The 13,007-nt window shown below is 70.3% G+C and carries 7 protein-coding genes; 5 read left to right on the forward strand and 2 right to left on the reverse strand.

All coding sequences use genetic code 11. The features are described from left to right. The first annotated feature begins 46 nt into the window (after positions 1–46). The 3 genes from D7Y15_RS38300 (at position 47) to D7Y15_RS38310 (ending at position 7,700) form a co-directional block, all read left to right on the forward strand. Positions 47–4,882: a DNA topoisomerase 3 gene (locus tag D7Y15_RS38300; RefSeq protein ID WP_199746034.1), complete on the forward strand. Its 4,836-nt coding sequence runs from the start codon at positions 47–49 to the stop codon at positions 4,880–4,882. A 292-nt stretch (positions 4,883–5,174) separates the two neighbouring features. Further along, the gene (locus tag D7Y15_RS38305) at positions 5,175–6,569 is read left to right on the forward strand and encodes an MBL fold metallo-hydrolase (protein ID WP_121755658.1); all 1,395 of its coding nucleotides are present in this window, start codon (positions 5,175–5,177) and stop codon (positions 6,567–6,569) included. Positions 6,570–6,884: 315 nt separating this feature from the next. Further along, positions 6,885–7,700, forward strand: a complete 816-nt coding sequence (locus D7Y15_RS38310; protein ID WP_121755659.1) for a matrixin family metalloprotease — start codon at positions 6,885–6,887, stop codon at positions 7,698–7,700. Positions 7,701–7,783: 83 nt separating this feature from the next. Here the strand turns inward: D7Y15_RS38310 and D7Y15_RS38315 are convergent, their stop codons facing one another. Both D7Y15_RS38315 and D7Y15_RS38320 read right to left on the reverse strand, forming a co-directional pair. Further along, positions 7,784–8,161, reverse strand: a complete 378-nt coding sequence (locus D7Y15_RS38315; RefSeq protein WP_120576269.1) for a DUF5335 family protein — start codon at positions 8,159–8,161, stop codon at positions 7,784–7,786. Positions 8,162–8,293: 132 nt separating this feature from the next. Then, complete coding sequence (locus tag D7Y15_RS38320) at positions 8,294–9,442, reverse strand: AAA family ATPase (RefSeq protein ID WP_121755660.1); 1,149 nt, start codon at positions 9,440–9,442, stop codon at positions 8,294–8,296. Between the two features lie 214 nt (positions 9,443–9,656). Between D7Y15_RS38320 and treZ the strand changes: the two genes are divergently transcribed. Both treZ and D7Y15_RS38330 read left to right on the forward strand, forming a co-directional pair. Next, positions 9,657–11,501 (forward strand): malto-oligosyltrehalose trehalohydrolase, encoded by a 1,845-nt coding sequence (gene treZ, locus D7Y15_RS38325; RefSeq protein ID WP_121755661.1) that lies wholly within the window; start codon positions 9,657–9,659, stop codon positions 11,499–11,501. Positions 11,502–11,649: 148 nt separating this feature from the next. Continuing rightward, positions 11,650–12,912, forward strand: coding sequence for a discoidin domain-containing protein (locus D7Y15_RS38330; protein WP_121755662.1), 1,263 nt, complete (start codon positions 11,650–11,652; stop codon positions 12,910–12,912). Positions 12,913–13,007 lie beyond the last annotated feature (95 nt).

Consider the following 13,007-nt stretch of genomic DNA (forward strand, 5'->3'; position numbering starts at 1 on the left):
ACTTATGCGATCGTCGGCAGCGTCAGATGTGTAGAAGAGACAGGTCATGAGGTGGGATGAGATGGGCGAGTCGCCCGGATGGGACAGGTCGGTGGCGCGGGACGCGAGCGTGGACGGTGGGACGGCTCGCGGTGGGCGGGGCTCCGTCCTCGCGGTGGTGGCGGAGAAGCCCTCCGTGGCGCGCGACATCGCCCGGGCGCTCGGCGCCACCGAGCGCGGCGAGGGCTTCCTGCGCGGCAACGGCTACGTCGTGACATGGGCCATTGGCCACCTGGTCGGCCTGGCCCAGCCCCATGAGATTCGCCCCGAGTGGAAGAAGTGGCACCGCTCGCAGCTGCCCATGCTGCCGGGGGACTGGCCGCTGGTGGTGTCGTCCTCCACGAAGGACCAGTTCGAGGTCGTCCGCCGGGTGATGAACGCGCCGGAGGTGTCCGCCGTGGTGTGCGCCACGGACGCCGGGCGCGAGGGCGAGCTCATCTTCCGGTACATCTACGAGGCCGCCGCGTGCCGCAAGCCGGTGCGGCGGCTGTGGGTGTCGTCGCTCACCGAGCGCGCCATCCTCGATGGCTTCCAGCACCTCAAGGACGGCAAGGCCTACGCGCCGCTGGCCGCCGCCGCCATGGGGCGCAGCCGCGCGGACTGGCTCGTGGGCATGAATCTGTCGCGCCTCTACACGCTGGCGAGCGGGACCTACGGCAACATGCTGTCCGTGGGCCGCGTGCAGACGCCCACGCTGGCCATGGTGGTGGAGCGCGAGCTGGCCATCCGCGACTTCGTGCCCCGTGACTACCTGGAGGTCGTGGCCACCTTCTCGCCTCGCGGCAAGGGCTCGCCCGTGGGGGCCCGCTACCAGGGCACGTGGTTCCGCTCGGGGCCGGACGGCAAGCCGGTGATTCCGCCCGGCTACGACTCCGTGCGAGAGGCGCGCCGGTTGGACGCGGACGGCGTGGAGGCGGGCCGGGTCATCGACCGCGTGCGCAGCGGCAACGCGGTGGTGGAGTCGCTGGACGCGGAGACGAAGCGGATGCCTCCGCCGCTGCTCTACGACCTCACGGAGCTGCAGCGCCACGCGAACCGGCTCTACGGCTTCAGCGCGCAGCGCACGTTGGAGGTCGCGCAGGCGCTCTATGAGAAGCACAAGCTCCTGAGCTACCCGCGCACCGGGAGCCGGCACCTGTCGGAGACGGTGGCGGACACGCTGCCAGAGGTGGTGCGTGCCATCGCCTCGCCCTACCAGGAGGACCTGGCGCCGGGCACGGGCGAGCGCCCGCTGGGCAAGCGCTACGTGGATGACTCGAAGGTGACGGACCACCACGCCATCATCCCCACGCCCATGCCGGCGTCCGGCGTGCGGCTGTCTCCGGACGAGCAGCGCCTCTATGACCTGGTGTGCCGGCGGCTGCTCCAGGCGTGGCACGAGGACCACGTCTGGAAGGTGACCACGGTCATCACCGCGGTGACGTCGAAGGGGGACGCGGGGCCGGCGGTGGACCGCTTCCACAGCGCGGGCACGCAGGTGGAGAAGGTGGGCTGGAAGGTCCTGGACGTGGGGGGCGGGCAGAAGGCGCCGCGCCTCAAGCCGGAGGGCAAGAAGGGCGCGGACAAGGACAAGGAAGAGGAGCCGGACGACGAGCCGCAGGACCTGCCTTCGGGGCTCGCGCGCGGACAGGCGCAGACGGTGGAGGACGTGGAGGCGGTGAAGAAGCGCACGCGTCCGCCGCCGCGCTTCACGGAGGCGACGCTCCTGACGGCGATGGAGTCCGCGGGGCGCACGCTGGATGAGAAGGAGCTGGTGGACGCGATGCGCGACACGGGGCTGGGCACGCCCGCCACGCGCGCCGCGACCATCGAGCTGCTGCTCGAGCGCGAGTACCTGACCCGCGAGGGCAAGCGCCTGGTGGCCACGGAGAAGGGCATCCAGCTCATCGGGGTGGTGCACCCGGACGTGAAGTCCCCCGTGATGACGGGGCAGTGGGAAGCGTGGCTCCAGCGCATCGAGCGCGGGCAGGGCGCGCTGGATTCGTTCATGAGCGGCATCGAGGCGTATGTGCGGGAGGTCGTGGGCCAGGCGCCCACTTCGCTGCCGCCCACGCCGGTGGCTGGTCCGGGGTCTCGGAACGAAGCCTCGGCCGCGAGCGGGCGCTTTGAATCCACCCGTCCCCATCCCGCGCAGGCCCCTGCCGAGGAGCTCTTCCGCACCCGTGAGGCCGTGACCGCCACCGTCCGGACCGCGGCCCGCGCCAACACCGCGCGCAATGAGGTCGGTGCTGCGGATGCACGTCATGCAGCGGGCACCTCCGCCAGTGGTGGCTACGGCGGCGCGACCCACCTCGGTGACGCACGTCACGCGGGGGCATCCACCCACGGTGCCTCGCAGTTCGCGGCGGGCGCTCCGGCTCACGGTTTCCACGGCGGATCCGACGTCCACGCGGGAGCCACCGGGAGCACCCCTCCGGCCGCGTTTCCGCGCATGCAGGAGCGCCCTCCCACGATTCCCTCCGCGGAGGTGCGCACCGCCTTCGTGCAGGCCTCCTCCGAGGGCTTCGGCCGGGCCAAGCGCCAGCCTCAAACCGTGAACATGGGCAGCACCCGGCCGGAGCGCGTGCACCGCGCTCCCACGCCTCCGGACAAGCTGCGTGGACTCCTCAAGGAGGCCTTCGGCTTCAACGACTTCCGCCCGTACCAGGAAGAGGTCTGCCGCGCGGCCACGTCCGGCGAGGACCTGCTGCTGGTGATGCCCACGGGCGCGGGCAAGTCGCTCTGCTACCAGCTGCCGGGCCTGGCTCGCGCGGGCACCACCCTGGTCGTCAGCCCGCTCATCGCGCTGATGGAGGACCAGGTGCTGCGGCTCCAGTCGCTGGGCTTCGCCGCGGACCGCATCCACTCCGGCCGCGACCGGGCCACCTCCCGGCAGGTCTGCGCCGAGTACCTCGAAGGTCGCCTGGACTTCCTCTTCATCGCCCCGGAGCGCCTGGGCGTCCCCGGCTTCGTGGAGCTGCTGGCCCGCCGCACGCCCTCGCTCATCGCCATCGACGAGGCGCACTGCATCTCGCAGTGGGGCCACGACTTCCGTCCGGACTACCGGCTGCTGGGCTCGCGCCTGCCGCTCCTGCGCCCCGCTCCTGTGGTGGCGCTCACCGCCACCGCCACGCCGGACGTGCAGAAGGACATCGTCCAGCAGCTGGGCCTGCGCGGCTCACGGGGCGGCGCCGCGCACACCTTCATCCACGGCTTCCGCCGCACCAACATCGCCATCGAGGTGCGCGAGCTGAACCCGGGCGCCCGCGGCGACGCCATCCTGTCGCTGCTCAAGAACCCGGAGCACCGGCCCGCCATCGTCTACGCGTCCACGCGCAAGCACGCGGAGCAGTACGCGGACCTGCTCGCGCATGACTTCCACTCCGCGCCGTACCACGCGGGCCTCCAGCCGTCCGAGCGCGACCGCATCCAGGCCGCGTTCCTCAAGGGGCACCTGGAGGTCATCGTCGCCACGACGGCGTTCGGCATGGGCATCGACAAGGCGGACGTGCGCACCGTCATCCACGCGGCGCTGCCGGCCAGCCTGGAGGGCTACTACCAGGAGCTGGGACGCGCGGGCCGTGACGGCAAGGACTCGCGCGCGGTGCTGCTCCACGCCTTCGTGGACCGGCGCACCCACGAGTTCTTCCACCGCCGTGATTACCCGGACCCCTCCGTCCTGGAACGCATCTACCAGGCCACCTCCAACGAGTTCGAGCCCAAGGCCTCCATCCAGGCCCGCGTGCGCGGCGACCCGGAGATCTTCGACAAGGCCCTGGAACAGCTGTGGATCCACGGCGGCGTGGAGATGACCCCGGACGAGGACGTGCGGCGCGGCCGCGCGGGCTGGGCCGTGGCGTACATCGCGCAGCGCGAGCGCAAGCAGCTCCACCTGGAACAGATGGGCCGGTACGCGGAGGCGCATGACTGCCGCATGCGCCACCTGGTCGCGCACTTCGGCGACGTGCAGGACTCCGGCGCCGCCTGCGGCCTGTGCGACGTCTGCGCCCCCGAGTCCTGCGAGGTGGTCCGCTTCGAGGAGCCCTCCGCCCTGGAAGCGCACGCGCTGGGCCGCATCCTGGAGGCCCTCCACGCCCGCGACGGCCAGGCCACCGGACGGCTCCACCGGGAGCTCTTCGGGGAGCAGCTCCACCGCCGTGACTTCGAACGGCTCGTGGGCGGACTGGTGCGCTCGGGGCTGGTGCGCCTGGACTCGGATTCGTTCGACAAGGACGGCCAGGTCATCCTCTTCCAGCGGCTGTCCCTCACGGACACCGGCCGCCGCGCCCGCGTCATCGCCCCCGGACAGGTGGTGCTCCCCCAGGCGCGCGAGGTGCCCTCCAAGAAGCGCAAGGGCCGCACGGCCGCTGGCGGCACGAAGCGCACGCCCCGCAAGCGCGCCGCCTCCACCGCGGCGGCCTCGCCCCGGGCACGCGGCAAGGGCCGCCGGGGCGCCTCGGAGGCCTGGGCCCCGCGCGGCGCCTCCCATGACGCGGACTTCAGCCAGGAGTCCTTCCCCGCCGAGGCCCCGGCCCGGAGCGGCTGGAAGGCGCGCTCGACGCCAGAGTCGGCACCGAGCCTGGGACCCCGGGCCTCCTGGAACGCGTCCCGCAACGCGCCGCCAGCCTTCGAAGTGCCCCCGGCGTCCCCCGCCCTGGTGGCGACCCTCAAGGAGTGGCGCCTCACCGAGGCCCGCAAGCGCAAGGTGCCCGCCTTCCGCATCCTCACCGACCGCGTGCTGGACGCCATCGCCAGCGCCCGGCCCTCCAGCGGCGCGGAGTTGATGTCCATCCACGGCGTGGGCCCCACCCTCGCGGAGCGCTACGGCCCGCAGCTCCTCTCGCTCGTATCCCGCCGACGCTGACGGCAGGCGCGGATCCGCGTGTCCGCCGGTGGACAGGGGCGCGTGGATCCGTACCTCCAGGGCAGCGGCGTGCCCCGGGATGGGAGGCCGGAGGCCAGCGTGGATCCGCCGCGGGCCGTGCCGTCCGCCGCGAACCGCCTGACAAGGGAAAGCCCTTTCCTGGGCCGCAGGCGCGGAGGGCTACCGGCCAGGCGTGAAGCTTGTTTCCCAAGCTTGTAGGCAAAAGTCCGGGTGCCACCTTCTCGTCCACACGCGCATTGGGAGCGGCGTGAGGGGTTCAAGGGGGCGCGCAATGGAGCTGGGTTTCGAGACGATTGGCAACGCCACACTCATCTGTCACGACAACGGGCCGGTGCTGGTGACGGACCCGTGGACGGACGGAGACGCGTACTTCGGCAGCTGGACGCTGTCCCACGAGATTCCCGAAGAGCAGCGCCAGGCCATCCTGGACTGCCCCTACGTGTGGCTGTCGCACGGCCACCCGGACCACCTGAGCATGGCCTCGCTGGAGAAGCTGCGCGAGCGCACGCTGCTCCTCCCCAACCACGTGGGCGGCCGCATCCGCGACGACCTGCGCGAGGCGGGCTTCAAGGTCCAGGTGCTCCAGGACCGTGAATGGACGCGCCTGTCCCCGCGCATCCGCGTGCTGTGCATCCCGGACGTGAACCAGGACGCGGTGCTGCTGGTGGAGGTGGGCGGCCGGCTCATCGTCAACCTCAACGACTCCGGTGACCGCGGCCAGGGCCGCTTCGTGCGCCGGGTCATCAAGGAGTACAGCGAGACGTACCTGCTGGCCCTGTCCGGCTACGGCGACGCGGACATGATGAACTTCTTCACCGAGGACGGGCGGCGCATCCTCCCGTACGCGGCGGCGAAGACGCCCGTGGGACAAACCATCGCGCGCATGGCGGAGACGTACGGCGCCCGCTACTTCGTCCCCTTCAGCTCCATGCACAAGTACCAGCGCTCCGACAGCGTCTGGTGCTCCGAGTACACCACCACGCTGCCGGACTACGCGCGGGGCTTCGCCTCCAACTCCTGCGAGATGCTCCCGGCCTTCCTGCGCCACGACTTCACCAACGACTCCTCCGTCTCCATCAACCCGAAGGAGCGCGCCATCAAGCCGGTGGACTCCAGGGAGTTCGGGGACGACTGGAGCGAGCGCCTGGAAGCGGACGAGGTGAAGCAGCTGGAGCAGTACTTCCGTGCCGTCGAGCACCTGGGCACGGTGATGGACTTCCTGCGCTTCCGCGTGGGCGGCCAGGAGCACGTCATCGAGTTCAACAAGCGCCGCTTCCACAAGGGCATCACCTTCGAGGCGCCCCGCAACTCGCTGATGACCGCAGTGAAGTACCAGGTGTTCGACGACCTGCTCATCGGCAACTTCATGAAGACCACCGTGCACGGCGGCTTCGGCAAGGGCAGCCTCTACCCGGACTTCAGCCCCTTCGTGGCCAAGTACGCGGACAACGGCAAGGCCCGCACGGAGGCCGAGCTGCGCAACTACTTCAACGAGTACCGGAGCCGCGACATGGTGGGCTACCTGCGCCACCAGCTGGATGCCCACTGCGTGCGCCCCCTCCAGATTCAGTCCGCGGAACTCCTGCGCGCCCTGCTGCCCCCAGGCTCCAACACCTTCCGCATGGCCAAGGAGACCTACTGGAAGATGCGCCGCGCCATCCTCTAGGGATTCCCTGGAAACCCCCTGGCAGGCCTGACCGGAATCAGGACACCTTGCTGTCTCTTTCTCAGACAGCAAGAGGTTGCCCGGAAAATCATAGTCTTTCAGGGGACTTGGGTTTGTAAACGTCACGTGAAGTGACGGTTGACGTGGGGAGGGCTGGAGCGGGGGCGCTCCAGCTATCCCCGCGTTTCCTGTTTTTCTCCAGGGGAGCGCCGTTGGCCCGACAGTTGCTCAATGGCCCGGCGCGCGGCGGATGGCGCCTGGCGGGAAGGCCAGGTGGTGGCCGCGCATCCCTCGAAGCACACAGGAAGAGTTCCCATGCTCAAGTTCCGCTCTGTTGCGATGCTGGCCGGCGTCTCGCTGATGCTCGGTGCGTGCGGTGGTCCCGAGTCCGCGCAGGAGTCCGAGGTCAAGCCCACGTGGGAGGAGTTCAAGGCCCAGGCGTACCGTGAGCCGTGGGAGGGCGGAAAGTACATCGTCAACGGTGACGAGGCGCTGGAGTCCGAGGAGGAGCTGCAGGCCTACTTCCACAACATCGTCGAGCAGCAGCTGGGCAAGTCGCAGGACGGCCTGGCCGTGTACTACATCGGCGGCGACATCAAGTGGAACGCCACCCAGAAGCTGAACCTCACCTACTGCATCAGCAACAACTTCGGCACGAACAAGTCGAAGATGGTGACGGCGATGGCGAACGCGACGGCGGCCTGGCAGGCCACGGCGAACGTGAAGTTCGTCTACCTGTCTCAGTACGACGCGTCCTGCACCGCGTCCCAGTCGGGCGTGCTGTTCGACATCCGTCCGGTGTCGGGCCAGTCCTACGTGGCGCGCGCGTTCTTCCCGAACTCCGCCCGCTCTGGCCGCAACGTGCTGGTGGACAGCAGCGCGTTCGGCAACCTGTCGCCCTGGACGCTGACGGGCATCCTGCGCCACGAGCTGGGCCACACGCTGGGCTTCCGCCACGAGCACACCCGCTCCACGGCGAGCGGCTGCTACGAGGACAGCCAGTGGCGCGCGCTGACCTCCACCTACGACCGCTCCTCCGTCATGCACTACCCGCAGTGCAACGGCACCCAGACGGGCGACCTCGTGCTGACGACCCTGGACAAGCAGGGCGCCCGCGCGCTGTACCCGTGATTCAAGCGTCACGCTTGTGAGGGGGCAGGGGCCGGTGGGAGCGTCTTCGCGACGCGCCCGTCGGCCTCGTGCCGTTTCGGGCGCTAGAAGCGGGCGGAGGCCTCATCGGCCTCGGTGGCGCGCTCGAAGAAGACGAGCGTCTTGCCGCCGCGCTCGCCAATCTCCAGGCACTCCAGCGCGCCCGACTCTCCGTCCAGCTCCGCGTAGAGGTGGTCCGGTTCGAGGATGCGGTGGGTGATGCGCCCGTCCTCGCGGCCCACGATGATCTGCACCGCGCCCGCGTCGCTTCCCTTCCGCTCCAGGGAGATGTCCACCAGGGGCAGGCGGTCGGCGAGGGGTTGGTCGCCGGTCTCCGCGTCGATGGACTCCACGCGCACCCACTGGGTGGCGTCCTGCCTGCTGATGCCGGCGAGGTAGCTCTCCCACTGCTCCCGGGGAATTTCCTGGTTGATGTGTGCCATGGGTCCGCCTCCGCGCGGCTGTCGTGTGCCTCAACCGTAAGGCGTCTGACTCGCGGGTGAAGGACGGGCCCGGCTGAACGACGCTCCGGGGACCCCGCGGACCGGGCCCCGGCGCGTTGGCTGCTCCCGCCTTCAGCCGCGCACGGCGTGCACGGCGTCGTCCTTCAACACCAGGCGCACGGTGGCGGCCTTGCCATGGCCGAAGTGCTCGTAGGCGGCCTGCTCCAGCACGGGGGCCAGGGTGGTGCGCAGACCGCGAGCGCCTGTTTCACGCTTGAGGGCGCGGGCGACAATCCACTCGCGCACGGCGGGGTCCACGGTGAGCTCCAGGCCCTCGTGGGCGAACTCGCGCTCCCAGGTGCGCAGCACGGTGTCCTGGAGGATGTCCCCCAGTGTGGCCGCGTCCAGCGGGTTGAAGGACACCAGCCGGTTGAAGCGGCCAATTAGCTCCGGGATGAAGCCGTAGCGGGAGAACGCGGTGGTGTTCTCCAGGTGCTCTTCCGTGATGCGCGTGGCGATGGACTCCAGGTCCTTCTGGCCACCCTTGCCGGGCTCGCGGCCGAAGCCCACGCGCTCCACGTGGTTCATGGTCGCCGCCGTGCCCCGGAAGCCGCTGAAGGCACCGCAGGCGATGAAGGTGATGCAGCCCATGTCCAGGGATTCGGAGCGGATCCGGCTGGTGAAGCCGAAGTCCGGCGGGAAGGTGGCCTGCGCCGCGGAGAGCAGGTGCAGCAGGCTGCGCTGCACGCCAAAGCCGCTCACGTCCTTGGTGGTCTGCTGGCCGGAGAAGCGGCTGTCGGAGCGGCTGGTGGCGAGCTTGTCGAACTCGTCCATGCAGATGACGCCGCAGGCGGCCCACGACGCGTCGCGCTCTGCGGCTTCGTAGAGGCGGGACAGCAGGGTGCTGACGTCGTCACCCACGTAGCCCGTTTCGGAGAACTGGGTGGCGTCCGCGAGCACGGTGGGCACGCCCAGAATCTCCCGGAACATCAGCTCCACGAGGAACGTCTTGCCGGAGCCGGTGGGGCCCAGGAAGAGGGCGTTCTCGCGGGTGCCGGGCTCGGGCTCCAGTCCCTCCAGGTACAGCCGGCGGATGCGGCGCAGGTGGCGGTAGGCGAGCACGGAGGCGGCGCGGCGGGCCTCGGGCTGGCCCCGGTAACCCAGGTCGCCCAGGCGCGCGTCGATTTCCTGGGGCGACAGCACCTCCAGCGCGGCCACGCGCTCCTGGATGGGCGGGCCTTCGGGGAAGGCGGAGGGTTCGACGCCGGAACGGGGAGACATCGCGGTGGACTCCAGGAGTGGCGGGCTCGGCGGCGCCCATCATCCGGGACGTGCCCGGGCGCCACAAGCCATCCTCCCTGTGCGGAGGGCGTGCGCTCCTCCGTCCGCCGGTCCGCACTCGTGGGCCCGGAGAGGTCGGCCCGTGAACAGCGGTGGGCCTTGAGGGCGAGGGGTGCTCCCCGGGCCCGCGTTCGCGCATTAACAGGGACGCGACATGGCTCAATCGATTGAAGCACGGTCGCGGGCGCCCCGGCTGGGTGCGTGGGTGGAGGGTCCCTCGGTGCGCTGGCGCGTCTGGGCGCCCGGCCACAAGGGCGTGGACGTCGTCCTCTACGACGCGGAGGAGCGCGTCCTGCGCAAGGTGCCGCTCACCGCCGAGGCGGACGGCTGCTTCGGCGGCGCGCTGCCAGACCTGGCCGAGGGCGCGCGCTACAAGCTCAGCGTGGACGGCGGAGACCCCTTCCCCGACCCGTGGTCCCGCTCGCAGCCGAAGGGCGTGCACGGCCCGTCGGAGGTGGTGGGCTCCGACCACGGCTGGACGGACTCGCACTGGAAGGGACCGGATCCGCGGGCCCTGGTCATCTACGAAGTGCACGTGGGCACCGCCACGCCGGAGGGCACCTTCGAGGCGTTCATTCCGAAGCTCGCCCACCTGCGCGAGCTGGGCGTCAACACGCTGGAGCTGTTGCCGGTGGCCAGCTTCCCGGGGGCCCGCAACTGGGGCTACGACGGTGTGGACCTCTTCGCGCCGCAGGCCACGTACGGAGGGCCGAAGGGGCTGCGCAAGCTCATCGACGCGGCGCACGCGCACGGGCTCGCGGTGCTCATCGACGCCGTCTACAACCACTTCGGACCGGACGGGAACTACCTGCGCGCGTACTCGCCGCACTACTTCACCGGCAAGCACCACACGCCCTGGGGCGACGCGGTGAACTACGACAGCGAGGGCAGCCGCTTCGTGCGCTCGCTGGTGCTCTCCAACGTGGAGATGTGGATCCGCGACTACCACGCGGACGGCCTGCGCCTGGACGCCGCGCACGCCCTGGTGGATGAAGGCCAGCCGCACCTGCTCACCGAAATCACCGAGCGCGCCCACGCCTCCGCCTCCGGCCGCCGCGTGGTCGTCATCGCCGAGGACGAGCGCAACGAACGCAAGCTCGTCACGCCCGCGCCGGAGGGCGGCTACGGCCTGGATGGCGTCTGGGCGGATGACCTGCACCACCAGCTGCGGCGCGCCTTCGCGGGCGACCACGAGGGCTACTACCAGGACTACACGGGCAGCGCGGAGGACCTGGCCGCGACGCTGCGGCAGGGCTGGTTCTACACGGGCCAGAAGTCGAAGAACCTGGGCCACGCGCGCGGCACGGACCCGAAGGGGCTGGGGCCGTGGCACTTCGTCCACTGCATCCAGAACCATGATCAGGTGGGCAACCGGCCCTTCGGCAACCGCCTGTCGGAGGACGTGTCCCCGGCCGCCTACCGCGCCATGAGCACGCTGCTCCTGATGTCGCCCTTCACGCCGCTGCTCTTCATGGGGCAGGAGTGGAACGCGCGCACGCCGTTCCTCTACTTCACGGACCACAACGCGGAGCTGGGCAAGCTCGTGACGGAGGGGCGCCGCAAGGAGTTCGCCGGCTTCTCTCGCTTCAAGGGCGAGCAGGTGCCGGACCCGCAGGACCGCGACACCTTCACCCGCTCCACGCTGGACTGGGGCGAACTGGACGGGGCGGAGGCCGCGGGCGTGCACACGCTCTACAAGGAGCTCTTGCGCATGCGCGCCACGGAGCCCGTGCTCACCAGCCGTCAGGGCACGCACGACGCCCGCGCGCTGGGACCGGACGCGTTCGTGCTGGAGCGGCGCGCGGAAGGGGACACGTTCCTCATCTTCGTGAACCTGCGGGGCTCGCTGGTGCACACGCTGCCCACGCACGCGAGCGCGGGCATCGTCGCGTGGAGTGAGAACCCGCGCTACGGCGGCACCGTGGAGGCGTCTCCGCTCACCGGCAACGTCGTGCGCCTGGAAGGCCCCTCCGCGGCGGTGGTGAGGCTGCGCGAGTAGCCCGCACGCAAAGACAGACACGGTTTCACGCGCGGCCCGTCTCCCGGAAGCAGGGGGGCGGGCCGCCGCTTCTTCCCTCCGTGAAACAGGCAACGACAAGGAATGCCCTCGGAGCCAGGCCGGTACTCGGCCGCCAGGAGGAAGCACCTTGTCTCAATCTCATCCATCACCGTGGAAGCGGCACCTCACCACCACGAGCGCGCTCCTGCTGCTCGGGTCCGCGGCACCGGCGCTCGCCGCGTCGGGCTTCACCGCCGTCACCGCCAGTGGGAATGACGGCAACCCGCCGTCCGCCACCGTCGACGGCAACCTCACCACGCGCTGGTCCAGCGACGGCGTGGGGCAGTGGCTCCGGGGCGACCTGGGCAGCGTGAAGTCGCTGTCCGCGGTGGACATCGCCTGGCACCGGGGCAACGAGCGGACCAACACGTTCGTCCTCGCCACGTCCACGGACGGCACCACCTGGTCCACGGCCGTGTCCACGAAGTCGTCCGGCACCACCGCGAACTTCGAGCGCTACAGCTTCACCGCGCGCAACGCCCGCTACGTGCGCGTCACCGTCAATGGCAACTCCGTCAACACCTGGGCCAGCATCGCGGAGTGGGCCGCCATCACCAGCGCCGCCACGCCCACGGCGGGCCAGGACCGCTTCGGCGTCACCATGCTCTACCCCTCGAAGTCCGGGGGCGAAGCGTGGACGCTGGCGGACAACGCGCTGGCGGACGCGCGCTTCGACCCGCAGGACACGATTACGCGCAACAGCGACGGCTCCTGGAAGATGAAGGACAAGCAGGTGCGGATGAGCGTCTTCACGTCCACGGGCTACGACGACCGGAAGATTCCCACCTACGACCGGGACGTGCTGGCGAGCCGCGGCTACATGCAGGCGCCGAACGACTGGAAGAACATCGAGATGACCGGCTTCGTGAAGGTCAACGCCGTGGCCGACGTGAAGGACAACTTCGCGTGGTACGCGCGCGGCGGGAAGCACAACGACAAGTACTCCGGCTGCGAGGGCAGCAGCTACAAGGCGGGCCTGCACTACGACGGCCGCGCCCGCTGGGAGAAGGAGACCTGGCACGTCTCCTACGAGCAGACGCCCTACGTCACCGCCACCTCGGCGCTCAAGGGCCGCTGGGTGGGCTTCAAGGCCGTCATGCGCAACGTCACCGTCAGCGGCCAGACGGCGGTGAAGCTGGAGCTGTACGTCAACGAGAACGCGGACAAGGTGACGTGGAAGAAGGCCTACGACACCACGGACGCCGGCAGGTGGGGCGGCGACGCCCAGCACTGCGGCGGCGCCGTGCCCGCCGCGCCCATTACCTGGGGTGGCCCCATCGCGGTGTTCCGCTGGGACAACGCCACGGACGTGGACTTCAAGTGGCTGAGCGTCCGCGAAATCCAGCCCTGAACCCTGCGTGAAGTTGGACCCGCACGCGGCCTGACGCAGGACGGCAGGCCGCGTGTCGGGCGGGCGGGGAGGTTCAGGACGGGGGCCTCCGCCAC

It is taken from the genome of Corallococcus sp. AB030 (assembly GCF_003668965.1).
Taxonomy (GTDB): domain Bacteria; phylum Myxococcota; class Myxococcia; order Myxococcales; family Myxococcaceae; genus Corallococcus; species Corallococcus exiguus.

Excerpts from the sequence above, each read along its gene's own strand:
- D7Y15_RS38300 (WP_199746034.1), top strand. The coding sequence starts at position 47 with ATGAGGTGGGATGAGATGGGCGAGTCGCCCGGATGGGACAGGTCGGTG.
- D7Y15_RS38305 (WP_121755658.1), top strand. The coding sequence starts at position 5,175 with ATGGAGCTGGGTTTCGAGACGATTGGCAACGCCACACTCATCTGTCAC.
- treZ (WP_121755661.1), top strand. The coding sequence starts at position 9,657 with ATGGCTCAATCGATTGAAGCACGGTCGCGGGCGCCCCGGCTGGGTGCG.
- D7Y15_RS38320 (WP_121755660.1), bottom strand. The coding sequence starts at position 9,442 with ATGTCTCCCCGTTCCGGCGTCGAACCCTCCGCCTTCCCCGAAGGCCCG.
- D7Y15_RS38310 (WP_121755659.1), top strand. The coding sequence starts at position 6,885 with ATGCTCAAGTTCCGCTCTGTTGCGATGCTGGCCGGCGTCTCGCTGATG.
- D7Y15_RS38315 (WP_120576269.1), bottom strand. The coding sequence starts at position 8,161 with ATGGCACACATCAACCAGGAAATTCCCCGGGAGCAGTGGGAGAGCTAC.